This is a genomic window from Ruegeria sp. ABF4_144, from assembly GCF_056160045.1.
Window position 1 is genome coordinate 3,125,598 of record NZ_JBSWWK010000001.1, and the last position, 23,114, is coordinate 3,148,711.

Below are 23,114 nucleotides of genomic sequence, written 5' to 3' on the forward strand. Positions count from 1 at the left end.
AATAAGGATTAATTGTCGTAATGCCACGGGGCGCGTATTTCCTCAAGCAAAGCCGCGCTGAACAGGAGAGCCCCATGCTGCGCACCGCCACCCATGACGCCTCGGTCGTGACCGTTGAATTTGACACCGGCACCCGGGCCCGCTTCCACGCCATCTGGCTGCGCGACAACGCGCTGGACCCTGAGACCCGCGCGACGGGCAACGGCCAACGCCTGATCACCGTCGGTGACATTCCCGCCGCTACTTCGATCAGCTCTGCCGAGGTTCTGAACGGCGATCTGAGCGTTACCTTCCAACCAGAAGACAAGACCGTGACATTTCCAGCCGCTTGGCTGGCCGATCACACCTATGACCGTGACCCGGCGCAAGCAACCGGCCGCACCGCCCCCGGTATCACGACGTGGGAACGGGGCATCGATGCGCCCAGCGCGGATTGGGATGCGGTTCATGCCAACCCTGCCGCCAAGCGAGACTGGCTGGCTGCGGTGGCCGAGTTTGGCTTTGCAAAGCTGACAAATGGTCCGACCGAACCGGAATCGCTGCTGAAAGTAGCGGACCTGTTCGGCTATGTGCGCGAGACTAACTATGGCCCCTATTTCGAGGTCCGGACCGAGGTGAACCCGACCAACCTCGCCTATACCGGGCTTGGCCTGCAGGCCCATACGGACAACCCCTATCGCGATCCGGTGCCAACGCTGCAAATACTCTATTGCCTAGAAAACAGCGCCGAAGGCGGGGACTCAATCGTGGTCGACGGTTTCCGCGCGGCCGAGAAACTGCGCAACCAGAACCCCGTGGGCTTTGCCCTTTTGGCAGGCTACCCGGCGCGGTTCGAATACAAAGGCTCGGACGGGGTCTGCCTGCGGTCACGTCGCCCAATGATCGAACTGTCACCGGACGGAGAGCTGCTCGGCATCCGCTTCAACAACCGTTCGACCGCGCCGCTGATCGATATCCCGTTTGACAAGATGGAGGCCTACTACACCGCCTACCGTCAGTTAGGCGAGATCATCGACGACCCGGCGATGGGCGTATCGTTCAAGCTGGAACCGGGTGAAAGCTTCATCGTCGACAACACCCGCGTCCTGCACGCGCGGCTAGGTTATTCCGGCGCTGGATCGCGCTGGCTGCAGGGCTGCTACGCCGACAAGGATGGGCTGCTGTCGACACTGGCGGCCATGGACATGACGCAACCGGAGGCGGCAGAATGAAACCGGATTTTTCGACCCTGAACCAAAACAATATCGTCGCGTTCATCGGTGACATTTTCACCCGCCGCGGCAGCGAAGAATATCTGGGCGAGCCTGTCACCATGGCCGAGCACATGCTGCAAGGCGCCACCATCGCCGAACAGAACGGCATGCCCGAAGAGATCATCGTTGGCGCGTTGCTGCATGATATCGGTCATTTCACCTCGGAATTTGGCAGCTATCACCCGGACGATACCGAAGACCGCCATCACGAAGACGCTGGTGCTGCGGTTCTGGAACAGTTCTTCCCCTCGGTCATCACCGATTGCTGTCGTTACCACGTGGCGGCCAAACGGTATCTTTGTGCCACCAAGCCCGAGTATTTCAACCGCCTGTCCGACGCCTCGGTCCACACTTTGGAACTGCAGGGCGGCCCGATGAGTACCGAGGAAGTGGTTGAATTCGAATCCAACCCGAACCTGAAAGAGATCATTCAGGTCCGCTATCTGGACGAGGCGGGTAAGCGCGCTGATATGGAAACGCCGGACTATGCCCATTTCGCACCGATGGTGCAGCGTATGGTCGACAAACACATGGGGGCGTCATGAACGCGCCGGAATATATCTTTGAAGCCAGCACCAAACCCTCGCTGCCGTGGCACGAGGTCCCGCTGATCCGCGCCACCGACGAGTCGGTCAAGGGCTATGGTTGTTTGGTCGATGATCCCGCAACCTTCGAGATCGAGATCACCCGCTGGCCGCAGCAAGGCTGGCGGCCAATCGACGAGGGCACCGGCGACGAAGGCGGCTGGGTCGAGGGCACGTTTCATGGCGAATGGAAGGGTGATGTGCTCTATGGCCGGAACGAAGCGGTGAACGGCCACTATGTCCTCGGCTGGTCGACCGATCCACAACAGGCAAAGGCGGAACGCCAGACCGCACCCCGCGATCAAGTGTTGCTGTGGCACATGAACTATCACCCCGACGGTGGACAAATGTTCTGGCCGCTGGACAACAAGCCGTTCATCATCCCCGCCGCTCTGCCTGGAGACAACCTTACACCGGAAAAGGTGGTGGCGTTTTGGTGCGACGGCTCGCGCGGGCTCTATATCCATCCCGGCATCTGGCATGAGGGGATTTTCCCGGTTGAGGATAACCAACGCTTCCTCGACCGGCAGGGCGCAGTTCACGCCCGTGTCAGCGCCGATATCGGCAAAGAATTCGGCGTCTACCTCGCATGCCCGCTGCGCGCGGACAAGATCAGGAACCTCTGACATCGCCTTCAAAAACCCTTAACCCTTGCCGCCGACATCTGTGATACGGTCGATCCAAGTCCGATGGACATGGGAGGCATCAGATGGGACTGAACAGACGTAAGGTTGTCCAGTTGGGAACCGCGGCAACGGTCGGAACACTGCTGCCGCGCGTCTCGCTTGCGGCAGCAGATCAGAATGAGGCATTCGAACAAGGTTTTAGCGATACGCTCACGCGCCTGAGAACGTTATTCGCCGAGCTTGGGCTCACCGAATCCGACCCGCTTTCGATTGTATCCGGGGTCACGGATTATAACGGCGGGCTTCGGCACGATTTCGATCAGTCCGTTCTGCCTGCCAATGCCTTTGTCATCCAGCCTCTGGCGCGGGTGGCGGATGTGGACGAACAACACCGCCCGGATGTGTTACCTCTGTTCCACGAGGTCGGCTGTCACCCCACGGATGCTGATGGTCAGGCCACGACCCGTCTGATGATGCGCCTTCTGACAAAGGGGTTCGGTCTCGACCCATCCCGCATTGCCTTTGTCAGCGTGCCGCAATCCGATGCCCTGCGCCCGGTGCTGGACGCGATGGGCTTGCCTTTTGCTGAAAAAGTCCTGTTACGAGACGAAGCCGAGGCTTTGGCCGCCCGCGATGCTTCAGGCTTTTTCTTCCCCGATCCGTTTGGCGATGACTACATCGTGACCATGGGTGTCTATTACCGCGTGGGGGAAACGGATGAAACCGCCCCCGGCTCCTATCCTCCGTCAGCTGACTGGACCGAAATCGGTGAGATTGTCATCGGCGGAGAGGCCGCGCCGCTGGGAATTTCCATCGGGGCCGAGCGCCTGACCTATGCGGTGACTGGCCAGTTCCCGACCTGGGATCAGCGACTGGGTGCCTTGTTTGCACGAATCGAACAGGACGGCGCAAAGCCGCCCGGTTTGACTGCGTTCAAGTGACGGGGCTTACAACCCCAACACATCCACCATGTCATATTGACCCGGCGCTTTACCCTGCCCCCACAGCGCTGCCTTCAGCGCACCGCGGGCAAAGATGGCGCGGTCGGTGGCCAGATGGCGCAGGACGATGCGTTCTCCGGGGGCGGCGAACAGGACGTCATGTTCGCCGACGATGTCTCCGCCACGAATGGCGTGGAAGCCGATATTGCCGCGTTGGCGCGCGCCGGTGATGCCGTCGCGGCCCCGGTCGGACACGTCTGCCAGATTGACCCCCCGCCCCTCGGCGGCGGCTTCACCCAGCATCAGCGCAGTGCCAGAGGGCGCATCAACCTTGTGGTGGTGATGGCCTTCGATCACTTCGATATCAAAATCCTCGTCCAGCGCGGCGGCGACTTTTTTGGTCAGTTGCACCAGCAGGTTGACGCCAAGGCTCATGTTGCCGGCCCGCACGATCACCGCGTGACGCGCAGCCGGTTCCAGCGCGGCAATCTGTTCATCCGTCATGCCGGTGGTGCCGATCACATGCACGCAACGCGCTTGCGCGGCCAGCGCGGCAAATTCCAGCGTTGCCTCGGGCGCGGTGAAGTCGATCACGGCCTGCGCCTGCGCAAAAGCCTCCAGCGGGTCATCAGTCACAGTGACGCCCAGCGCTGTGCCACCCATCGCCGTGCCCACATCCTGACCGATCCAGTCATGGCCAGTACGCTCGACCACGCCCACCAGACGCGCCTGATCGCTGTCAGTCACGGTCTTGATCAGCATCTGCCCCATTCGGCCCGAAGCCCCTGTGATGACGATCCCCGGAATATGGGTCATTGCGCTGGTCCTTTCGCGTTTGTCGGCTCAAAGCCTCCTACCCCGTTCGCGCCCGCTTGGCAAAGCCCTGCTTTGCGCTTAGATCGGGGTGTATGGCAAAGAACAAATTCCACGATGGCCCCGGCCCGTCCCAACGGCAGCTACGCGTCGGCGAACTGATCCGCCGCACCCTGTCCGAGGTTCTGGCGCGCGGAGATGTCCACGACCCCGACCTGAACCGTATGTCAATCACTGTAGGCGAAGTGCGCGCCTCGCCCGATCTGAAAATCGCCACCGCCTATGTTCTGCCCCTTGGCGGCAAAGGGCAGGAAGACGTGATCGAATTGCTGGCCCGCAACAAGGGTGAGCTGCGGCGCGTGATCGGCAAGAAGCTGAACCTGAAATTCTCGCCCGATCTGCGGTTCCGTCTGGATGACACGTTTGACCGTCTGGACGACACCCGCCGCATGTTCGAACAGGACGCGGTGCGCCGCGATCTGGACGAGTGATCCGAGCGCTGGCCACATTGGGCGCGCTCCTTTGGGCCGCACAAGCTGGAGCGGTGAGCTGTGAAAAACTCACCCATGAAGACATGCGGTACACTATCTGCGAAGTGGATGCCGCCAACGAGGACCTCCGCTTGTTCCTCAATGATGAAAACGGCGACTTGCTGGGGCATTTCTCCTCGGTGAACGAGGCATTGGGCCCCGGCGGTAAGCAACTTGCTTTCGCAATGAATGCTGGGATGTACCACGACGACCGCTCGCCCGTCGGCCACTATGTCGAAGAGGGGCAAGAACAGATGCGGGTGATCCCAAACGCTGGCCCCGGCAATTTCGGCCTGCTGCCCAATGGTGTGTTCTGTATCCGTGACGGCCGCGCCGATGTGTTCGAGACGTTGGACTATGTAGATCAGGCTCCTGAATGCCGGTTCGCCACGCAGTCCGGCCCGATGCTTGTGATCGACGGAGAATTGCACCCGCGTTTCCTACGCGATTCCACCTCGCGCTATGTGCGCAACGGGGTTGGCACCAGTGCAGATGGTACGCGTGCAGTGTTTGCGATCTCGGACGATTATGTCACCTTCCACGAATTCGGCAGCCTGTTCCGGGATGTTCTCGAAACCCCGAACGCGCTGTTTCTGGATGGCAATATTTCCCGGATGTACGAGCGGGCAAGCAACCGTTCCGATATCGGGTTCTCGCTGGGACCGATCGTGGGTGTGGTCGAAGACGTTCCCACAAATTGACAGCGGCAGAGTGATCCGCTAACTCGCGCGCCTCAGCAAAGAGCAAGGTAAGACATGGGACGCAAACGCAAGGGTCGCGACATTTCCGGTTGGCTGGTTGTGGACAAGCCCGCGGGCATGACCTCGACTGCCGTGGTCAACAAGGTACGTTGGGCTATGGACGCAAAAAAAGCGGGTCATGCGGGCACGCTGGACCCCGAGGCAACCGGTGTTCTGGCTGTAGCTCTGGGTGAGGCGACCAAAACCGTTCCCTATATCACCGACGCATTGAAGGCCTATACTTTCACCGTGCGTCTGGGTCAGGCCACCAACACCGATGATGCCGAGGGCGAGGTGATCGCCGAAAGCGATGCGCGCCCCTCGGACGACGATATCAAGCAGGCGTTGGCCCCGTTTCTGGGTGACATTATGCAAGTGCCACCCAAATTCTCGGCGGTGAAGATCGATGGCCAACGTGCGTACAAATTGGCCCGCGATGGCGAGGTTGTGGAACTGTCCGCCCGGCCCTTGTGGGTTGAAGAACTGATTCTGGTCGACCGCCCTGACGAAGACCACGTCGTGCTGGAGATGACCTGCGGCAAGGGCGGTTATGTCCGTTCGATCGCACGCGATCTGGGCGCGGCACTAGGATGCCACGGCCACGTTCGGGAACTGCGCCGTATCTGGTCCGGCCCGTTCGAGGTCGAAGATGGCCTGTCCATCGAACAGATCGACGAGATGGCCAAGACCACCGCGCTGGACGAGTACCTGCATCCGCTAGAGGTCGGCCTCGCCGACTTGCCCGAGCTGAGATGCACCCCCGAAGGTGCAACCCGCCTGCGCAATGGTAACCCGGGCATGGTTCTGGCCTCGAACGTGGAATACGGCGACGAGGCCTGGGCTTCGCTGGATGGCAAAGCCGTGGCGGTTGGGATCTACAAATCCGGCGAATTGCACCCAAGCCGGGTGTTCGTTGACTGAACTCCGTGGTAGGCGAGTGGCATGATCACCCGTTCGCATACTAAGGGCGACGCGCCCTCGACCGCCATCTACTCTGATTGTGAGAAGTATCGTTACAGCCTGACCCGCGTCTGGGATCCCGCTGGGCGCAAGGCGCTGTTTGTTATGCTGAACCCCTCGACCGCGACCGAGGTACAGAACGATCCGACAGTCGAACGCTGCGAACGCCGCGCGCGGGCGCTGGGGTTTGGGGCGTTTCAGGTGACCAACATCTTTGCCTGGCGCGACACCGACCCGCGCAAGATGCGCGCAGCCGTCGATCCGGTGGGCCCCGAGAATGACGCGGCGATTCTGGATGGTGTTCGATGGGCCGATCAGGTCATTGCCGCCTGGGGCACCCATGGCGCGCATCTTGACCGCGGCCCGGCAGTCGAAACCCTGCTGCGCGGTACCGGCCAGTCGCTGTTCCATCTGGGTCTGACCAAGGCCGGGCATCCGAAACACCCGCTCTATATCGCTTACACCCAGCAACCCGAAGCGTGGTGACAAAGGGTTAACCACAAGATCAGTTCGGCTTTGACCAAGTGACTGATCGCATGAGACATTTACCCTCGGACCAGTGCGTTCACGGAGGGTACTCATGTTTTTGGTCGGATTGCTTGGACTGGCCGCCGTAGGCGGTGCCGCCTACGCTATGAGCGACGTTTTCGTACCCGAGGATGAGCCTGAGGATGACGAAATAACCGAAGATCAGATCGACGAGGTGCCCGAGGGCAATTTCCTTGAGATCGATGACAGCGCCGAAGCCTCTTCGACCACTGATGACACCGGTGAGGCGGACGAAACCGCCAAGACCGAAGACCCCGCCCCGTCGACCGGCACAGTTATCTCGGAATATCAGGGCGATCTGATCATTGCCGGGACCGAAGGCGCAGATGTCCTGACCGGGCAGGACGGCGTCGATCAGATCAACGGCTTCGGCGCGGATGACCTGATCTACGGCGGCGGCGGCAATGACGTGTTGCACGGGGGTGAAGGTGCGGACACCGTCTGGGGCGGGGACGACGACGACATCCTGCACGGTGAGGGCGGCGATGACCTGCTGAGCGGGGATGAGGGCGACGATGAAATCTACGGCCATTTCGGTGCGGATCAACTGGATGGCGGTGAGGGCGACGACACGCTGGACGGCGGTCAGGACGACGACGCGCTGGACGGGGGCGAAGGGGACGATGCGCTGCATGGTGGCTATGGCGACGACACACTACGCGGCGGCGCGGGTGAGGATGTTCTGTTCGGCGGAGACGGTGATGACGTCCTGACCGGTGACGATGGCGAAGGTGAGCAGGCCCCCGACTTTCTGAACGGCGGTGCCGGAGAGGATACGATTCTCGCCGACAGCGGCGATATCGTCACCGGCGGTGAGGGCGACGATGCGATCACCCTCGACCCAGAACCCGAGGATGAGGCCGTGACGGTGATGGATTTCCAGCCTGGGCAGGACAAGCTGTTCGTGTCATGGGACGGCGACGAAGATCCCGACATCCAGATTGAACAGGATGCCGAGAACGAAAACCTGACCCATGTGCTGATCGACGGGCAGGACGTGGCGCAATTGCTGGGGGCCGAGGGCTTGACCTCGGATGACATTCAACTGATCTCAGAGGCCGAGCTGGCGCAGCTGACCGCGATGGGCTGACTGATCAGAATCCCTTTGCCATTTGCCGGAAATGCGCCTATACGCGCGCATCCGCATTGGAATCGGTGCGGTTCTCTCCATGGGCCTGTGCTGGACGACATCCCGGCCTGCGCCATCAACTCTAACCTTTAAAGGAGACCCCGATGTCGATTACTGCCGCTGAAAAAGCACGCGTCATGAAAGAATTCGGCACCAAAGAGGGCGACACCGGTTCGCCTGAAGTACAGGTTGCCATCCTGACCTCGCGCATCACCACCCTGACCGAGCACTTCAAGACCCACAAAAAAGACAACCACGGTCGTCGCGGTCTGCTGAAAATGGTTGCTCAGCGCCGTAAGCTGCTGGACTACCTGAAGGGCAAAGAAGAAGCGCGCTATCAGGACCTGATCAAAAAGCTGGGCATCCGCCGCTAAGCGCTTTTTTGTACAAGATCTGAAGCCGGTTCACCGGTTTTGCGCCCGCCAATTTGGCGGGCGTTTTCTTTGACGTATGTGGGCTGGTTTGAACGGTGCCTTCGGGGGCCCAACGCAGTCATTCCTCGCTTGCAGTTATAAAGACGTGCCGTTGATCAGATTTTAACAGCAGCCAAGTAGGACGCTAATGCGCAAACCCTGCAAATACAGCGTCTATGACCTGCTGGTGTTCTTCCGGATCATCCCCGTCGGATATTGCCAGCGCAGCGCGGTCAAAAAGCGCTGAAAGCTGAACTGTCAGTACATCAAGCGGCAGATCCTTGATCTGCTTACTGCGCATCGCTTCGGCAAGCCCTAGGCGCAGGGCGTCCGCGGATGTTTCGCGGTCAATGCTCTCAAGTTCTGGGTGCCCAAGCACCGCTGGCCCATCCAAGAGCATGATCCGAACACGCCCTTTATCCTGCATCGCACCAAGGTACGCCCTGCCGCCCTGCTGCAAAGCTTCAACCGCTGTTCCCGCAACCTTTGCCGCAGCAGCGGTGATATCCTCGGCAACACGCGTGTATTCTTCAGCGACAACAGCCCGAAACAAAGCCACTTTGTCGTCAAAGTGATGGTAGAGAGCACCACGCGTCACACCTGCTGCCTTGACGATTTCGGGCGTTGAAGTTTCGGCATATCCCTTTTCCGCAAACAACTGTCGTGCCGCGTTTATCAGCGCAGTTCTGGTTTCTTCCGTACGCGACTTGTTGGTTCGGGTTTGATTTTTCTGTTGCATACATGCAGCCTGTATGTTTATAGATATCCACATACAGACTGTATGTATTTTTGAGGGAGATACAACATGAAATGCACTCAGTACTATCCCGTTATCCAGACTAACGATGTAGAAGCAACGAAGACCTTCTATGTGAACAACTTCCGTTTCGAAGTCAGTTTTGAGGCCGATTGGTATTGTCATTTGCAATCAAGCGAGGATCCGAAGGTCAACATCGCAATCCTAGAGGGCGATCATGAAACCATCCCAACCGAAGGGCGTGGAACCGTCAGAGGCCTGATCCTGAATTTTGAGGTTGAAGACGTTGACGCGGAGTTTCAGCGCCTGAAAGAGGCTGGCCTGCCGATCCTCAAAACGCTGACTGACGAAGCTTTTGGTCAACGCCATTTCATCACCTGCGATCCGAACGGTGTGCTGATTGATGTGATTAAGCCCATCCCACCCGCCGGCGCGTTCGCAAGCCAGTACGCATCGGACGCGCTGCCCACCTGAGATCGCCTCAGGAACTTGTACCTGCTTAAAAAGAAAACGCCCACCAAAAGGCGGGCGTTTCGTTTTCCTGGCGTACAAACCTCACATCTTGGCCCGCTCCGATTTCAGCGCCAGCCACAGGCAGTAGCACATCATCAGAACCACCAGCGTGAACGGTATACCGGTCGAGACCGCCGCGCCTTGAAGGGCCGACAGGCCGCCGCCCAGCAACAGCGCGATGGCCACAAGACCTTCGAGCGTGCACCAGAACACGCGCTGGATCACTGGCGCGTCCATCTTGCCGCCAGCCGTGATCGTGTCGATCACCAACGAACCCGAATCGGACGAGGTGACAAAGAACACCACGATCAGGATCAGCGCGATAGGCGCGATGATGCCGTAAAGAGGCAGTTCCTTCAGGAACCCGAACAGTGCGCCCTCGGGGGCATAGCTGTCGATCACCGTGGCCCGGACACCTTCGGCTCCGCCCGCGTTCAGCATGTCAATGGCTGCACCACCAAAGGTCGACATCCAAAGGGCACAAACGGCCGTCGGTGCCAGCAGGGCGCAGAGGATGAACTCGCGCACTGTGCGACCCTTCGAAATGCGGGCGATGAACATTCCGACGAAGGGTGACCATGCAATCCACCAGGCCCAGTAAAATGTCGTCCAACCGTGGAAGTAACTTGTGTCTTCACGTCCGAACGGGTTGGACAAGGCCGGCAGGTGCGTCACGTAATCCACCATGACGTTGAAATACCGCGCGATGGCGGTTCCTACACCGGTGACGACGATTACGAAGATGAACAGGCCCACGGCCATGATCATGTTGATCTCGCTCAACCGTTTGACGCCTGCATCCATGCCCATCAGGACTGAACCCAGCGCAATCAGCGTGATGCCGATAATCAGAAGGACAACAACGGTCGGGCTGGGTTCGATGCCGAACACCTCGTTCAGGCCAGCCGCAACCTGTTGCGCGCCAAGACCAAGCGAGGTGGTCAGACCAAACAGCGTTGCAAACACCGCCAGCGTATCGATCATATGGCCCCACCAACCCCAAACGCGTTCACCCAGAATTGGATAGAATGCAGACCGTAAGGTAAGTGGCAAATCGAGATTATAGGCAAAGATCGCAAGGCTCAGACCGACAGCGGCGTAAACCGCCCAACCTTCCAGACCCCAATGGTGAATGGTGCCAACAACCCCGGCGTATTCATTGCCCGGAACCGCAATATCAATGCCCAGAGGGACAGCATTCCCTTCCTCGGCAAAGTTGTAATAGACGGGCTCCATCACGCCAAAGAACAACAGACCAATTCCAATCCCGGCCGCGAACATCATCGCAATCCAGCCAGCATAGGAATAGTCGGGTTTGGCGTCTTTGCCCCCAATCCGGACCTTGCCGACAGGTAGGACAATCAGCACCAGACAGAACAGAGTGATCGCGTCAACGGACAGGACCAGAAACCAATCGAACGTGCTGGTTAACCAGGGCCGGAGCCAGCCAAAAAACGATGCCGCAGCTTCCTGATTGGCCAATGCGATCAGAACGAAGGCAAAGATCAGGACGCTGGATATCAGAAAGACCGGATTGTGAATGTCCAGACCGAACGGGCGGACGTTATCCTGCCCCAGTTCGTACTCTGTTTCGAAGTCATAGATCCGCGGATCGGGATCCAGCATTTTCTTTGTTTGAGCCATACGATGCCCCTCTGTTCGCTAGATGCAAACGCCAAGGTATTCGTGCGGCCGACGGGTATGAGTGTTCTATCCCCTGGCGCGTTTCCGTCCTTTCGACCGCAGGTTCAGTGGTAACATCCTACACGGCAATCACTTTTCCACAAAACGCATTCACGTACGGGAATATATTTGCTTTTTTCCTACCCCTTGCAAGCAACTCTCCTTCAGGTAGTTTTCGCTTTGATACTTTGGTAATTTTGACAGGCACTTCTCCCATGATGCTGATCCTCAACTCGCTGACGCTGTCGATCCGCGTAACGCTGCGCATGATCGTTCCGTTCTTTGTGATCAGCCTTGCCTCGGTTGTTGTCTGGACGGTTCTTGGCGTTTTGACCCTCGGCATGGCCGGCTACGTCAGTGAACCGGTCACGACCGCCTTTATCACCTTGTTTGGGATACGCGCGGCCTTGGCCTCAAAGGGGGACAAGCGGCACACAGATTACCGGGCCATGATCCTGTATTCGGTGATCTACGGGTTGTTCTTTGCCGCGGTTTTGGCTGCGCTGAAGCTTATTATCAACCTATCCGCGGTTGCTTTTGCCATGTGGCAAGTGGGAGAGCCTTTTTCGTGGTCCGCTATGCAAAATGCAGCGGAATCCACACAGATTGCATTTGCTTTGATCGCTTTGGGCAGCAACGCAATCGTGATGTATGTCGCGCTGGCAGTTTTCTACGCCCTCATGGCTGTGCCCATGGCCAGCGCTGCACATTCCGCAGGGCACCGCGCCCCAAGCCACGGGTTCTTCAATGGGTTCGGGCGCAGTTTTGTCCCGCTGTTCTGTGTCTTTTTCGTCTCGATCTTCCTGCAGTTTTATTTCGGCTTTTTCACCGCCTTGTACGCCCTAATGCCGATCCTTTTGTCGGTGGTCTCGATCGTCAACGCACAGAGTTTGCCAAACTTCGACCTCGAGGTCATTCTGAGAGCCGCCGCCGCCGGTGGAGCACTGCTGTGGCTGAATTCGTGGCTCTGGTCGATCTCGGCACTGGCGTTGCTGAAATCAGAAGATACTGACGCGGAATACTCGCCCCCGCCATCAGTAACTGAACCCGCGCAAGACATCCGGTCGCTGCGCAAATCGCGTGAACGGTCTCTGTAAAGCGCTCAGGTCATTCCAAAGCTTTCCGGTATTGTCGCCCATGCGGTTTCCCTTTCCTTTGGGTCCATTCTCATGTATGCGCGCGGTATCTGAGACGTTGTGCCCTGACCCCGGCACTCAGACGAAAGTTAAAATTGGGTCGGCGGCAATGGGGCCGCCATGCAAAACGGGAGACCCGCAGGGGCGGGAGTGCTCCCATCTAGGATACGCATATGTTTGATGTAACAAAGAAATCTATGCAGTGGGGCGAAGAGACGCTTACACTGGAAACCGGCAAGGTTGCCCGTCAGGCGGACGGCAGTGTGATTGCCACGCTGGGCGAAACCAGCGTCATGGCAAACGTGACCTTTGCGCGGGCTCAAAAACCGGGTCAGGACTTTTTCCCGCTGACCGTCCACTATCAGGAAAAATACTATGCCGCCGGTAAAGTTCCGGGTGGCTTCTTCAAGCGCGAGGCGCGCCCGACCGAGAAAGAGACGCTGACCGCGCGTCTGATCGACCGTCCGATCCGCCCGCTGTTCGTTGACGGCTTCAAAAACGAAGTTCTGGTGATGTGTACCGTGCTGAGCCACGATCTGGTCAACGATCCCGACATCGTCGCGATGATCGCCGCATCTGCCGCCCTGACCATCTCGGGCGCGCCGTTCCGTGGCCCGATCGCCGGTGCCCGCGTTGGGTTTGAGGATGGCGAGTACGTTCTGAACCCGACCGTCGACGACATGCAGGACCTGCGCCTAAACCCCGAACAGCGTCTGGATCTGGTTGTTGCCGGCACCAAAGACGCCGTGATGATGGTTGAATCCGAAGCATATGAGCTGTCCGAGGCAGAAATGCTGGGCGCGGTTAACTTTGCGCATGAGCAGATTCAGCCGGTCATCGATCTGATCATCTCGCTGGCTGAAGAAGCCGCGAAAGAGCCGTTTGACTTCCAAGCGCCGGATTACTCCGAACTGTCCGCCGCCGTTAAGGCTGCCGGTGAAGAGCAGATGCGCGCCGCGTTCGCAATCACCGACAAGCAAGAGCGCACCGCCGCTGTTGCCGCTGCCCGTGAAGCGATCAAGGAAGCACTGACCGAAGAGCAGCTGGAAGACGGCAACCTCGGTTCCGCGATGAAAAAGCTGGAAGCCGGCATTCTGCGCGGCGACGTCGTCAAGGGCGGCAAGCGGATCGACGGTCGTTCGACCACCGATATCCGTTCGATCGTTGCAGAAACCTCGATGCTGCCGCGTACACATGGTTCCGCCCTGTTCACCCGTGGTGAAACGCAGGCGCTGGCTGTGACCACACTGGGCACCGGTGATGATGAGCAGTTCATCGACGCGCTGCATGGCAACTTCAAATCGAACTTCCTGCTGCACTACAACTTCCCTCCGTATTCGGTTGGTGAAGTTGGCCGAGTAGGTGGCCCCGGCCGTCGTGAGATCGGCCACGGCAAGCTGGCATGGCGCGCCCTGCAGGCGGTACTGCCTGCGGCAACCGACTTCCCCTACACGATCCGCATCGTGTCGGAGATTACCGAATCCAACGGCTCGTCTTCGATGGCGTCTGTCTGCGGCGGTTCGCTGTCGATGATGGATGCGGGCGTTCCGCTGAAAGCGCCGGTTGCCGGTGTGGCCATGGGTCTGATCCTGGAAGATGACGGCAACTATGCCATCCTGTCGGACATTCTGGGTGACGAAGATCACCTGGGCGACATGGACTTCAAAGTGGCGGGTACCGAAAACGGCATCACCTCGCTGCAGATGGATATCAAGGTTGCGGGCATCACGCCTGAAATCATGGAGAAAGCCCTGGCGCAAGCCAAGGACGGCCGGATGCACATCCTGGGTGAGATGGGCAAAGCCCTGTCCGAAACCAACGAATTCTCGGTCCACGCCCCGCGCATCGAAACCATGAACATCCCCACCGACAAGATCCGTGAAGTGATCGGCTCGGGCGGTAAGGTCATCCGCGAGATCGTGGAAACCTCGGGTGCCAAGGTCGACATCAACGACGACGGCGTCATCAAGATCGCCTCGCCGGATGGTGAATCGATCAAGAAGGCCTATGACATGATCTATTCGATCGTGGCCGAACCGGAAGAGGGTCAGATCTACACCGGTAAAGTGGTCAAGATCGTCGACTTCGGTGCCTTTGTGAACTTCTTTGGCAAGCGCGACGGTCTGGTCCACGTGTCCCAGATCGAGAACCGCCGCCTGAACCATCCGTCGGATGTTCTGAAAGAAGGTCAGGAAGTAAAGGTTAAGCTGCTTGGCTTTGACGATCGCGGCAAGGTCCGCCTGTCGATGAAAGTCGTCGATCAGGAAACCGGCGAAGAGATCGTTCCCGAGAAGAAAGAAAAGAAAGAGGAAAGCGCAGAGTAATCTGCCCCCTTTCAAGTAACGAAGGCCCCGGTGGAAACGCCGGGGCTTTTTCTTTGGGCCTATTTTGGTTGGTCACTGTACTGTTTGATTGCCCTGCAAAACAGACTGATACGCACCCTGCAAGCAAACGGACATTAGCGAAGTGTTGCAAAAACAAGGTATGTATGACCCACTCATCTGAATTATCCTTTTGAGAGAACCTTTCATTTGAAGAAACTAGTCACCCTAGCTTGGTTTTCTCTCCTCTTTGCGTGCGCCTCTGACTCGAACCCGACGCCGTCGGATGCCAATGCCTATGTTCTGCCGGGTCCCAGTCCAATTGTCGGTCAAAGTCAGTTTGTTCAGTTGTTCAAAGACTTGTGCCTGACCAGCCCGAACCGTCTTGCAGATTTTGAATCGGCGGCACGTCAATTCGGCTTAAAGCACAGGCTGAAAGCAGATCGATTGAGACTTGTCTACGAAGTCAACGAATGGAGCTCAGCAAAAGACTCCAAGGAATCCGCCTTGGAAATCTCCGTTGGATGGTCTGAAACCCTGTATCTGATAGAAGGGGAAACTTCGGGGCTCCCCAGCAGAGGGCGTAGCTGCTCCGTCACAGCATACTTGCCTGAATTGTCAGATGGCGACCGCAAACAGCTGGTACGTATAACCGATGAAGAATTGCGACCAATAGCCAAGGCTCTGAATTTCAACGCCTACAAGGAAAACTATTCCGTCACCCCAGATGACATTGGTTTGACGTTGACCCTTTCAGAAAAGACAAGAGTCGTCGCCAGTCAGGACCCAATAGATGGATGCCCTTTAGACAGCACTTGTTGGAGCACCACACCATATCGCCTGAAGGTGGGCGCGACTATCGAGCGTATACCATAGCAAAGCCAAACCCCCCGTTCCCGCCCCGGATTTTGTTCGGTTCCGGCACGCGGAAAACCCGCGCACGATTATTCACTCACACAGCCCAAAAAACCTGTGAAACGAAGTGATGGCCCGTCGCCTTTCTTTCCCACCAGCATCGCCCACATGTGCGCCATACCAAACTCGGAACAAAGGACATGGTTATGGTTACGCGTCTCATTTTGGCCTTGGCGGCCCTGACGATCAACGCCTCGGGGCTGGCCGCGCAAAGCTTGTCAGAGGGCCTGTATATTCAGGGTTTCGCAGGTTACAGCCAGCTGCAGGACAGCGACTTCAGCGGCACGGTCAACGGGTCGTCGCAATCGGTGGACACGGATTTCGACGCTGGCTACGGGCTGGGTGTTGCGATTGGCACCGAAATCCCACGGTGGTCCAATGACACAATCGGCACACGGGTTGAGCTGGAACTGTCTTACCGCGACGGCGACGTGGACGGAGTGAACTTTTCAGGCAATGGGCCGGGTGCCGAAGGCAACATCTCAGGCGATGTGACGCAAACTTCTTTGTTTGCCAATGTTCTGTTGGATTTCAAACAGGCAGGCGCTTTCACCCCCTATGTCGGTTTGGGTCTGGGTGCCACCTACTCCAACGTGGATTTCGTCTATGGTCCGGGTGTAGCACTGGATGACAGTGATACGACCTTCGCAGCACAAGTCATTGCCGGTGTCGCCTATGAACTCAACACAACCACGGCCCTGACGCTGGACACCCGCTATTCCCGCGCGTTCGACGTGTCATCCGAACGGCTGGCTCCCAATGGTGCCTCCACCGGCACCGTCGAAGACGATATCGACGCGTTCAGCGTCAATGTCGGCCTGCGCTACAGCTTCTGAGCGCTTTAGGGGCAGAGTTTCTCTCCGGTTTCTCTTCCCCCCCATGGTCCCGTGTTCTATGCACGGGATCATGCGATCCTTTGTCATCCATATGTCCTCCAGCACGGCCCGACGTCCCAATGCCGACCAGCTGTGCGCGGACTTGCCCAATGCCGAACTGTTCGAAGCCGTGAACGGCCGTGATCCCGACCAGATCGCAGGCGTTGAACTGTATCCCGGCAATCTGCACCGCCCACATTATCCGTTTGCCCTGCGCCCGGCCGAGATTGGTGTTTTCGAAAGCCACCGCCGCATCTGGCGCAAGCTGGTCGAAGAACAGATCGACCTGGCCATCATCACCGAGGATGACCTGCGCGTCGACCCGGACCGCATGGCCGCAGTGCTGGACATGCTGGCTCCGCTTGCCACCCCCGATCATTACATCCGCATCCCGGTGAAACAGCGCGAAGTACCGGCCCAGACGCTTGCGGAACAGGATGAGCTGCGGCTGATCCTGCCCAAGGTGATCGGCCTGCAATGCGTGTGTCAGGTGGTGGGACGTCGCGCCGCCGAGCGCCTGCTGGCTGCCACCGACAAGATCGACCGCCCGGTGGATACATTCCTGCAAATGCACTGGCTGACTGGTCAGCCCATCCACGCCCTGCAAGGCAGCGGCAATCAGGAGGTCGCAGGTGAAATCGGCGGCTCGACCATTCAGACCAAACCGCCGTTGTCAGAAAAACTGACCCGCGAGTTCAAACGCGCGACTTACCGAGCAAAGCTCCTCCTGCACCCGCAACGCCCGCCAGCTTCATCTGGCTGAAAAAATTCTCAGGCGGAATCGCGCCCATGGCGCGATGGGGGGCAGACAGCCCCCCGACCCGGCCCAGTCTTACGACGGCGCTTTGGTCTTGCGCAGATAGGGGAAGATCGTCTCGAACTCGCCGAATTTCTCTTTCGCTTCGTCATTCGAAACCGCAGGCGGAATGATCACATCCTCACCCGGCACCCAGTTGGCTGGTGTCGCAACGCCCTTGGCCGACATCTGCAACCCATCCAGTGCGCGCAGGATCTCGGCAAAATTCCGGCCTACAGTCATCGGATAGGTCATCGACAGTTTCAATTGCTTGTCGGGGCCAATGATAAAGACCGACCGAACCGTGGCACTGTCCGCAGGTGTACGGCCATCGGGTAGATAAGCCTCGGCCGGCAGCATATCGAACGCCTTGGACACAGCCAAACCGTCATCGGCAATGATCGGGAATCCAGGGATGGCCTTGCCGTATTCTTCGATGTCTTTCTTCCACTTCTTGTGGTCTTCAACACCGTCGACCGATACGCCGATCACCTTGGTTCCCCGCGCCGCCCATTCGTCGTTCAGTTGCGCCACGGCCGAGAATTCGGTGGTGCAGACCGGAGTGAAATCCTTGGGGTGCGAGAACAGGATAGCCCAGCTGTCTCCGATCCAGTCGTGGAACTGAATCGTGCCCTGATCCGTTTCTGCGGTGAAATTCGGAACCGTGTCGTTAATGCGTAAACCCATGGTAAATCTCCTCTCCTGTGAAAAACCCGAGTCGGTTGTCGTCAACCTAAACACTTTGCGCGATTGTTAAACAGTCCAGGGGCATGAATTGTTTTGATCAAATTGCCGCTTGCCGCGCCCCGGCACCGGTGCCAGAGTGACCCCGAAAACCCAACCTCGGACAGCGGGCATAAGAGGATACGCCATGATCGAAAAACGCGATTTCTACATCAACGGTCAGTGGGTCGCCCCGTCAATGGCCAATGACTTTCACGTGATTAACCCCTCGACCGAAGAACCCTGCGCGGTGATCTCGTTGGGCGCGCAAGTGGATACGGATGCAGCCGTCGCCGCCGCCAAAGCCGCCCTGCCCGGCTGGATGGCCACTCCGGTCGAGGACCGGATCGCGTTGGTTGAGAAACTGGTCGAAATCTACATGACCCGTTCCGAGGATCTGGCGCAGGCGATGTCGCTTGAGATGGGCGCGCCGCTGGATCTGTCGCGCACCGCGCAGTCCGGTGCCGGGATGTACCACCTGAAGAACTTTATCCGCGCCGCCAAAGCGTTTCAGTTCGATCGCCCTCTGGGTGATCACGCGCCCAATGATCGGATTATCTATGAGGCCGTCGGCGTCGCTGCCCTGATCACGCCGTGGAACTGGCCGATGAATCAGATCACGCTCAAGGTTGGCGCGGCTGCGATTGCAGGCTGCACGATGGTGCTGAAGCCCTCGGAACAAAGCCCGCTGAACGCCATGATCTTTGCCGAAATGATGGATGAGGCCGGTTTCCCGCCCGGCGTGTTTAATCTGGTGAATGGCGATGGCGTAGGGGTCGGCTCGCAGCTGTCGGCGCACAGGGACGTGGATATGGTCAGCTTCACCGGCTCGACCCGCGCGGGTACGGCAATTTCCAAGGCTGCGGCGGATACGCTGAAAAAGGTTCACCTGGAACTGGGCGGCAAAGGTGCCAACGTGATCTTTGCCGATGCCGATGAAAAGGCGGTCAAACGCGGCGTGCTGCACATGATGCAGAACACCGGCCAAAGCTGTAACGCCCCAAGCCGTATGCTGGTGCAGCGACCCGTCTACGATCAGGCGGTTGAAACGGCCGCCGAGGTGGCAAACATAGTCAAGGTCGGCCCCGCATTGGAAGAAGGCCGCCATATCGGACCGGTGGTGAATGAACTCCAGTGGACCAAGATTCAGGACCTGATCCAGAAGGGAATCGACGAAGGCGCCCGTCTGGTCGCAGGCGGCACCGGTCGGCCCGAAGGCCTGAACAAGGGCTATTACGTCCGCCCCACTGTCTTTGCCGACGCCAACAACCAGATGACAATCGCGCGTGAGGAGATCTTTGGCCCGGTCCTGACCATGATCCCCTTCGACACCGAAGAAGAGGCTGTCGAGATCGCCAATGACACACCCTATGGCCTGACGAACTATGTCCAGACGCAGGACGGCGCCCGTGCCAACCGTATGGCTCGCGTGTTGCGATCCGGCATGGTCGAGATGAACGGCCAGTCGCGCAGCGCGGGATCTCCGTTCGGAGGAATGAAGCAATCCGGCAACGGGCGCGAAGGCGGCATTTGGGGGATTGAGGACTTTCTGGAAGTCAAAGCCGTCGGTGGCTGGGCCGCAGAATAGACCTGCCCCCTGAAAACGAAAGATCGGGCGAGGCATAGCGCCTCGCCCTTTTCTTATTCGGGACGCACAATCAGCTGTGGTTGACCGTCCGACGTCTGTCGCGGCGACCGGCCATCCCAACCGATTTCCCCGGTCACGCGCTGCCGGAAGGATGAAAAACTGTCGAATCGAACAACATCCACCGGCTCGTCAAATTGCAGCGTCAGGCGACGGCGCGCGCCATCGCCCAGAACGGCCATCCCACAAATAGCGGCCTTAAACGGCTGACCCAAGTAGCGACCGGCAACGCGGTCACCTACTTGCAGATGCATCCGGTTTCCGGCCAGCGCGTGAAGGGTGTTCCAATCGCGCGCACCATATTGATGCGCGATCAGCTCCAACGCTTTGCTGTGGGATATCTGGACACCATCGCCAAGCAGGTTTTGCCGCAGGCGTTTGGCCTGCGCTTTAAGCTCCTCAACCGGAGCAATATACTTGTTTTCTTTTGTCATCTGCCTCGTTTCCTTGAACGGGCGCAAGATAAGGACGGGGTTCGCATTGCCATCCGCGCGCCGTGAAAGGGCAACAGATGAGTTTCAACAGGGTTTCACCAAAGCCATAGGCCGCGAACGGCAGGAGACCCAAACCTGCCGTGACATGTGGCATCGGCAACGCGCTCTGTCAATCAGGCATCCGCCTGCGCGGCCTCAAAGGCCAGCATCGCGCGTTTGACCGGCAGGCCCCAGTGATAGCCACCCAAGCCACCGGATTTCCGCAGCGCGCGGTGACATGGGATCAGCCAACTGACAGGGTTGCGTCCAACTGCTGTTCCAACAGCGCGCACCGCTTGTGGTGAGCCGACCCGTTCCGCGATCTCGGAATAGGTGGTCACCTGACCGGATGGGATATGCATCAGCGCCTCCCACACTTTGATCTGCAGCGGAGAGCCGATCAGATAGAGCGGCGTCGGTTCCAGCCGGTCGCTGACGGACCCAAAGGCGCTCAGCACCCAGGGACGCAGGCGCATCGGGTCCTCTACGAATTCCGCTTGCGGCCAGCGCGATAGCATGTCCTCCATCGCCTCTTCCTCGCCGGTTTCGGCGCCGAAGGCCATGCCGCAAATCCCTTTGTCGGTGCCCATAACCAGCGCCGGGCCAAAGGGGCTTTCGAACCACCCCCAAAAGATCGTCAGACCCGCGCCTTTGCGGGCGTATTCACCAGGGCTCATGGATTCCCATTTCAGAAACAGATCGTGCAGGCGGCCACTGCCGGACAAACCAACATTGTGCGCCGTCTCAAGCGTGGTGAACCGTTCTCGCAGCAGCGCCTTGGCGTGGCCCAGCGTCAGATATTGCTGATAGCGCTTGGGCGACACGCCGGTCCAACGTGAGAACAGGCGCTGGAAATGAGCCGGGCTCATATCCATCTGGCGGGCCAGTTCCTCAAGGCTCAGGCTCTCGCCGCCCTGATCGATCAGTTCGATCGCGCGTCGCATGACGTTGTAGTGATAACCGCTTTCGGGGGTCTGGACGTTCATGTCTTTCACCTCTTTGTCTGAGGTTAAACATAGCGTGCCGGCCACGCCCCCGCGACCCGGAACATGCGCATTGGCTTTGGGCTTGTGTCACGGCCCCTCGGGCGGCATTAAGGCCCGGATGGCAAAACAACTTGGATATCACAAGATCCGCGAGATCTTTACGCGCTTTCACGAGGCTGATCCCGAACCCAAGGGTGAGCTGGACCATGTTAACGTCTACACTCTGGTTGTGGCCGTGGCGCTTTCCGCGCAGGCCACCGATGCGGGCGTCAACAAAGCCACCAAAGAGCTGTTCAAGATTGCCGACACGCCACAAAAAATGCTGGATCTGGGCGAAGAGGGCCTGACCCAGCACATCAAAACCATCGGGCTGTTTCGCCAAAAGGCCAAGAACGTCATCAAGCTCAGCCGCATTCTGGTTGACGAGTATGACGGCGAAGTCCCCAATTCCCGCGCCGCACTGCAATCGCTGCCCGGGGTGGGCCGCAAGACGGCCAATGTGGTTCTGAACATGTGGTGGCGCTATCCGGCGCAGGCCGTGGATACCCATATCTTTCGCGTCGGCAACCGCTCGGGCATCTGCCCCGGCAAAAATGTGGACGCGGTTGAACGCGCCATCGAGGACAATATTCCAACCGATTTCCAGCTCCATGCGCATCATTGGCTGATCCTGCATGGCCGCTATCACTGCAAGGCACGCAAACCGTTGTGCCCAACCTGTATCATCCGCGATCTCTGCGAATTTGAGGACAAGAATCTATGAAAACCTACCAATTGACTGGTATCGGAAATGCCGTTGTGGACGTGATTTCCCAGGCCGATGACAGTTTCCTGGAACTGATGGGCATCGAAAAAGGCATCATGCAGCTGATCGAGCAGGAACGCGGCGAAGTTCTGTATGCCTCGATGGAAGGCCGGGTACAGACGCCGGGTGGATCAGTGGCCAACACCATTGCCGGCGCCGGCGCGCTGGGTCTGGATTCAGCTTTCATCGGACGCGTGCATGACGACGCTCTGGGTCGGTTCTACGCGGATGCGATGAACGAGGATGGCGTGGATTTCGTGAACCCGCCGGTGCCGGGTGGTGAGCTGCCAACCTCGCGCTCAATGATCTTTGTATCGCCCGATGGTGAACGGTCGATGAACACTTATCTGGGGATTTCGTCGGAACTGTCTTCGGCCGATGTGTCGTCGGATGTGGCAGGCAACAGCCAGATCATGTTCCTCGAGGGCTATCTGTTCGACAAGGAAAAGGGCAAGGCCGCGTTTCTCGAAGCCGCGCGCAACTGCCACAAGGGTGGCGGCAAGGCGGGGATCGCCATTTCCGACCCGTTCTGCGTCGAACGCCACCGGGTCGATTTCCTGCTGCTGATCGAGAACGAGCTGGATTTCGTCATCGGCAACGAGGCCGAGATCAAATCGCTGTTCGAAACCGACGATCTGGAAGAAGCGCTGGCCAAAACCGCCGCGATCTGCCCGCTGATTGTCTGCACACGCTCGGGCGACGGTGTAACTGTCATGTATGACGGTCAGCGCGTCGACGTGCCGGTGGAAAAAGTGGTTCCGGTAGACGCAACCGGCGCGGGTGATCAATTTGCAGCAGGCTTCCTGTTCGGCATGGCCACGGGCCGCGATTACGAGACCTGTGCGAAGATTGGCAATGTCTGTGCCCGCGAAGTAATCAGCCATATCGGCCCACGCCCCGAGGCAAATATGCAGGACCTGCTGCGCGCCGAAGGGTTGCTGTAACCCT

At 58.6% G+C, this 23,114-nt stretch carries 25 protein-coding genes; 19 read left to right on the forward strand and 6 right to left on the reverse strand.

Features of this window, described 5'->3' with window-relative positions:
* Positions 1–74 precede the first annotated feature (74 nt).
* The 4 genes from tmpA (at position 75) to ACXAGD_RS15640 (ending at position 3,404) form a co-directional block, all read left to right on the forward strand.
* On the forward strand, positions 75–1,211 hold the full coding sequence (tmpA, locus tag ACXAGD_RS15625) for a 2-trimethylaminoethylphosphonate dioxygenase (RefSeq protein ID WP_475211794.1): 1,137 nt from the start codon (positions 75–77) through the stop codon (positions 1,209–1,211).
* Entirely contained in the window at positions 1,208–1,798 is a 591-nt protein-coding gene (tmpB, locus tag ACXAGD_RS15630) for a (R)-1-hydroxy-2-trimethylaminoethylphosphonate oxygenase (RefSeq protein WP_475211795.1), read from the forward strand. The genes tmpA and tmpB overlap by 4 nt, the downstream gene beginning before the upstream one ends.
* Complete coding sequence (locus ACXAGD_RS15635; RefSeq protein ID WP_475211796.1) at positions 1,795–2,463, forward strand: ureidoglycolate lyase; 669 nt, start codon at positions 1,795–1,797, stop codon at positions 2,461–2,463. Before tmpB ends, ACXAGD_RS15635 begins: the two co-directional genes overlap by 4 nt.
* Positions 2,464–2,546: 83 nt before the next feature.
* On the forward strand, positions 2,547–3,404 hold the full coding sequence (locus ACXAGD_RS15640) for a hypothetical protein (protein WP_475211798.1): 858 nt from the start codon (positions 2,547–2,549) through the stop codon (positions 3,402–3,404).
* A 6-nt stretch (positions 3,405–3,410) separates the two neighbouring features.
* Here ACXAGD_RS15640 and dapB read toward each other — a convergent pair whose 3' ends face one another.
* The gene (gene dapB, locus ACXAGD_RS15645) at positions 3,411–4,220 is read right to left on the reverse strand and encodes a 4-hydroxy-tetrahydrodipicolinate reductase (protein WP_475211800.1); all 810 of its coding nucleotides are present in this window, start codon (positions 4,218–4,220) and stop codon (positions 3,411–3,413) included.
* A gap of 92 nt (positions 4,221–4,312) precedes the next feature.
* On the opposite strand from dapB, the gene rbfA reads away from it, so the two are divergent.
* The 6 genes from rbfA (at position 4,313) to rpsO (ending at position 8,499) form a co-directional block, all read left to right on the forward strand.
* Positions 4,313–4,708 carry a 30S ribosome-binding factor RbfA gene (rbfA, locus tag ACXAGD_RS15650; protein WP_475211801.1) on the forward strand — a complete coding sequence of 132 codons (396 nt, stop codon included), beginning with the start codon at positions 4,313–4,315 and terminating at the stop codon, positions 4,706–4,708.
* On the forward strand, positions 4,705–5,448 hold the full coding sequence (locus ACXAGD_RS15655) for a phosphodiester glycosidase family protein (protein ID WP_475211803.1): 744 nt from the start codon (positions 4,705–4,707) through the stop codon (positions 5,446–5,448). Before rbfA ends, ACXAGD_RS15655 begins: the two co-directional genes overlap by 4 nt.
* A 54-nt stretch (positions 5,449–5,502) precedes the next feature.
* On the forward strand, positions 5,503–6,408 hold the full coding sequence (truB, locus tag ACXAGD_RS15660; protein ID WP_475211804.1) for a tRNA pseudouridine(55) synthase TruB: 906 nt from the start codon (positions 5,503–5,505) through the stop codon (positions 6,406–6,408).
* A 21-nt stretch (positions 6,409–6,429) separates the two neighbouring features.
* A complete protein-coding gene (locus ACXAGD_RS15665; protein WP_475211806.1) occupies positions 6,430–6,933 on the forward strand; it encodes a DUF1643 domain-containing protein in 504 nt (167 codons plus the stop codon).
* Positions 6,934–7,027: 94 nt separating this feature from the next.
* On the forward strand, positions 7,028–8,086 hold the full coding sequence (locus tag ACXAGD_RS15670; protein ID WP_475211808.1) for a calcium-binding protein: 1,059 nt from the start codon (positions 7,028–7,030) through the stop codon (positions 8,084–8,086).
* Positions 8,087–8,229: 143 nt separating this feature from the next.
* The gene (gene rpsO, locus ACXAGD_RS15675) at positions 8,230–8,499 is read left to right on the forward strand and encodes a 30S ribosomal protein S15 (protein ID WP_170379357.1); all 270 of its coding nucleotides are present in this window, start codon (positions 8,230–8,232) and stop codon (positions 8,497–8,499) included.
* 184 nt (positions 8,500–8,683) lie between these two features.
* Here the strand turns inward: rpsO and ACXAGD_RS15680 are convergent, their stop codons facing one another.
* Positions 8,684–9,277, reverse strand: a complete 594-nt coding sequence (locus tag ACXAGD_RS15680) for a TetR/AcrR family transcriptional regulator (RefSeq protein WP_475211809.1) — start codon at positions 9,275–9,277, stop codon at positions 8,684–8,686.
* A gap of 66 nt (positions 9,278–9,343) precedes the next feature.
* Here ACXAGD_RS15680 and ACXAGD_RS15685 point away from each other — a divergent pair, with 66 nt between their 5' ends.
* Positions 9,344–9,769, forward strand: a complete 426-nt coding sequence (locus ACXAGD_RS15685; RefSeq protein WP_475211810.1) for a VOC family protein — start codon at positions 9,344–9,346, stop codon at positions 9,767–9,769.
* Positions 9,770–9,850: 81 nt separating this feature from the next.
* Here the strand turns inward: ACXAGD_RS15685 and ACXAGD_RS15690 are convergent, their stop codons facing one another.
* Positions 9,851–11,452, reverse strand: a complete 1,602-nt coding sequence (locus tag ACXAGD_RS15690; RefSeq protein WP_475211811.1) for a BCCT family transporter — start codon at positions 11,450–11,452, stop codon at positions 9,851–9,853.
* 254 nt (positions 11,453–11,706) lie between these two features.
* Here ACXAGD_RS15690 and ACXAGD_RS15695 point away from each other — a divergent pair, with 254 nt between their 5' ends.
* The 5 genes from ACXAGD_RS15695 to ACXAGD_RS15715 all read left to right on the forward strand — a co-directional run bounded on the left by ACXAGD_RS15695 (position 11,707) and on the right by ACXAGD_RS15715 (position 17,501).
* Positions 11,707–12,588: a hypothetical protein gene (locus ACXAGD_RS15695; RefSeq protein WP_475211812.1), complete on the forward strand. Its 882-nt coding sequence runs from the start codon at positions 11,707–11,709 to the stop codon at positions 12,586–12,588.
* Between the two features lie 212 nt (positions 12,589–12,800).
* Entirely contained in the window at positions 12,801–14,951 is a 2,151-nt protein-coding gene (gene pnp, locus ACXAGD_RS15700) for a polyribonucleotide nucleotidyltransferase (RefSeq protein ID WP_475211814.1), read from the forward strand.
* 207 nt (positions 14,952–15,158) lie between these two features.
* The gene (locus ACXAGD_RS15705; RefSeq protein WP_475211816.1) at positions 15,159–15,824 is read left to right on the forward strand and encodes a hypothetical protein; all 666 of its coding nucleotides are present in this window, start codon (positions 15,159–15,161) and stop codon (positions 15,822–15,824) included.
* Positions 15,825–16,009: 185 nt separating this feature from the next.
* Positions 16,010–16,699: an outer membrane protein gene (locus ACXAGD_RS15710; protein ID WP_475211818.1), complete on the forward strand. Its 690-nt coding sequence runs from the start codon at positions 16,010–16,012 to the stop codon at positions 16,697–16,699.
* Positions 16,700–16,769: 70 nt separating this feature from the next.
* Complete coding sequence (locus ACXAGD_RS15715) at positions 16,770–17,501, forward strand: glycosyltransferase family 25 protein (protein WP_475211820.1); 732 nt, start codon at positions 16,770–16,772, stop codon at positions 17,499–17,501.
* Between the two features lie 69 nt (positions 17,502–17,570).
* On the opposite strand, the gene ACXAGD_RS15720 is transcribed toward ACXAGD_RS15715, so the two are convergent.
* On the reverse strand, positions 17,571–18,221 hold the full coding sequence (locus ACXAGD_RS15720; protein WP_475211822.1) for a peroxiredoxin: 651 nt from the start codon (positions 18,219–18,221) through the stop codon (positions 17,571–17,573).
* A gap of 184 nt (positions 18,222–18,405) precedes the next feature.
* On the opposite strand from ACXAGD_RS15720, the gene ACXAGD_RS15725 reads away from it, so the two are divergent.
* Complete coding sequence (locus ACXAGD_RS15725) at positions 18,406–19,845, forward strand: aldehyde dehydrogenase family protein (RefSeq protein ID WP_475211824.1); 1,440 nt, start codon at positions 18,406–18,408, stop codon at positions 19,843–19,845.
* A 53-nt stretch (positions 19,846–19,898) separates the two neighbouring features.
* Here the strand turns inward: ACXAGD_RS15725 and ACXAGD_RS15730 are convergent, their stop codons facing one another.
* Together ACXAGD_RS15730 and ACXAGD_RS15735 are read right to left on the reverse strand one after the other, a co-directional pair.
* Positions 19,899–20,336 (reverse strand): glyoxalase superfamily protein, encoded by a 438-nt coding sequence (locus tag ACXAGD_RS15730; RefSeq protein ID WP_475211825.1) that lies wholly within the window; start codon positions 20,334–20,336, stop codon positions 19,899–19,901.
* Between the two features lie 173 nt (positions 20,337–20,509).
* Positions 20,510–21,361 carry a methylated-DNA--[protein]-cysteine S-methyltransferase gene (locus ACXAGD_RS15735; RefSeq protein WP_475211826.1) on the reverse strand — a complete coding sequence of 284 codons (852 nt, stop codon included), beginning with the start codon at positions 21,359–21,361 and terminating at the stop codon, positions 20,510–20,512.
* A gap of 118 nt (positions 21,362–21,479) precedes the next feature.
* Here ACXAGD_RS15735 and nth point away from each other — a divergent pair, with 118 nt between their 5' ends.
* The gene (gene nth, locus ACXAGD_RS15740) at positions 21,480–22,124 is read left to right on the forward strand and encodes an endonuclease III (protein WP_475211827.1); all 645 of its coding nucleotides are present in this window, start codon (positions 21,480–21,482) and stop codon (positions 22,122–22,124) included.
* The gene (locus tag ACXAGD_RS15745) at positions 22,121–23,110 is read left to right on the forward strand and encodes an adenosine kinase (RefSeq protein WP_475211828.1); all 990 of its coding nucleotides are present in this window, start codon (positions 22,121–22,123) and stop codon (positions 23,108–23,110) included. Before nth ends, ACXAGD_RS15745 begins: the two co-directional genes overlap by 4 nt.
* The last annotated feature ends 4 nt before the right edge of the window (positions 23,111–23,114 follow it).

Bases quoted from the DNA above. Each gene is read 5' to 3' on its own strand.
- dapB (WP_475211800.1), bottom strand. From the start codon at position 4,220: ATGACCCATATTCCGGGGATCGTCATCACAGGGGCTTCGGGCCGAATG.
- tmpB (WP_475211795.1), top strand. From the start codon at position 1,208: ATGAAACCGGATTTTTCGACCCTGAACCAAAACAATATCGTCGCGTTC.
- ACXAGD_RS15665 (WP_475211806.1), top strand. From the start codon at position 6,430: ATGATCACCCGTTCGCATACTAAGGGCGACGCGCCCTCGACCGCCATC.
- pnp (WP_475211814.1), top strand. From the start codon at position 12,801: ATGTTTGATGTAACAAAGAAATCTATGCAGTGGGGCGAAGAGACGCTT.
- ACXAGD_RS15735 (WP_475211826.1), bottom strand. From the start codon at position 21,361: ATGAACGTCCAGACCCCCGAAAGCGGTTATCACTACAACGTCATGCGA.
- ACXAGD_RS15640 (WP_475211798.1), top strand. From the start codon at position 2,547: ATGGGACTGAACAGACGTAAGGTTGTCCAGTTGGGAACCGCGGCAACG.
- tmpA (WP_475211794.1), top strand. From the start codon at position 75: ATGCTGCGCACCGCCACCCATGACGCCTCGGTCGTGACCGTTGAATTT.
- ACXAGD_RS15730 (WP_475211825.1), bottom strand. From the start codon at position 20,336: ATGACAAAAGAAAACAAGTATATTGCTCCGGTTGAGGAGCTTAAAGCG.
- rbfA (WP_475211801.1), top strand. From the start codon at position 4,313: ATGGCAAAGAACAAATTCCACGATGGCCCCGGCCCGTCCCAACGGCAG.
- ACXAGD_RS15715 (WP_475211820.1), top strand. From the start codon at position 16,770: ATGCGATCCTTTGTCATCCATATGTCCTCCAGCACGGCCCGACGTCCC.
- ACXAGD_RS15695 (WP_475211812.1), top strand. From the start codon at position 11,707: ATGATGCTGATCCTCAACTCGCTGACGCTGTCGATCCGCGTAACGCTG.
- ACXAGD_RS15680 (WP_475211809.1), bottom strand. From the start codon at position 9,277: ATGCAACAGAAAAATCAAACCCGAACCAACAAGTCGCGTACGGAAGAA.
- ACXAGD_RS15745 (WP_475211828.1), top strand. From the start codon at position 22,121: ATGAAAACCTACCAATTGACTGGTATCGGAAATGCCGTTGTGGACGTG.
- ACXAGD_RS15720 (WP_475211822.1), bottom strand. From the start codon at position 18,221: ATGGGTTTACGCATTAACGACACGGTTCCGAATTTCACCGCAGAAACG.
- nth (WP_475211827.1), top strand. From the start codon at position 21,480: ATGGCAAAACAACTTGGATATCACAAGATCCGCGAGATCTTTACGCGC.
- rpsO (WP_170379357.1), top strand. From the start codon at position 8,230: ATGTCGATTACTGCCGCTGAAAAAGCACGCGTCATGAAAGAATTCGGC.
- ACXAGD_RS15635 (WP_475211796.1), top strand. From the start codon at position 1,795: ATGAACGCGCCGGAATATATCTTTGAAGCCAGCACCAAACCCTCGCTG.
- ACXAGD_RS15670 (WP_475211808.1), top strand. From the start codon at position 7,028: ATGTTTTTGGTCGGATTGCTTGGACTGGCCGCCGTAGGCGGTGCCGCC.
- ACXAGD_RS15690 (WP_475211811.1), bottom strand. From the start codon at position 11,452: ATGGCTCAAACAAAGAAAATGCTGGATCCCGATCCGCGGATCTATGAC.
- ACXAGD_RS15710 (WP_475211818.1), top strand. From the start codon at position 16,010: ATGGTTACGCGTCTCATTTTGGCCTTGGCGGCCCTGACGATCAACGCC.
- truB (WP_475211804.1), top strand. From the start codon at position 5,503: ATGGGACGCAAACGCAAGGGTCGCGACATTTCCGGTTGGCTGGTTGTG.
- ACXAGD_RS15685 (WP_475211810.1), top strand. From the start codon at position 9,344: ATGAAATGCACTCAGTACTATCCCGTTATCCAGACTAACGATGTAGAA.
- ACXAGD_RS15725 (WP_475211824.1), top strand. From the start codon at position 18,406: ATGATCGAAAAACGCGATTTCTACATCAACGGTCAGTGGGTCGCCCCG.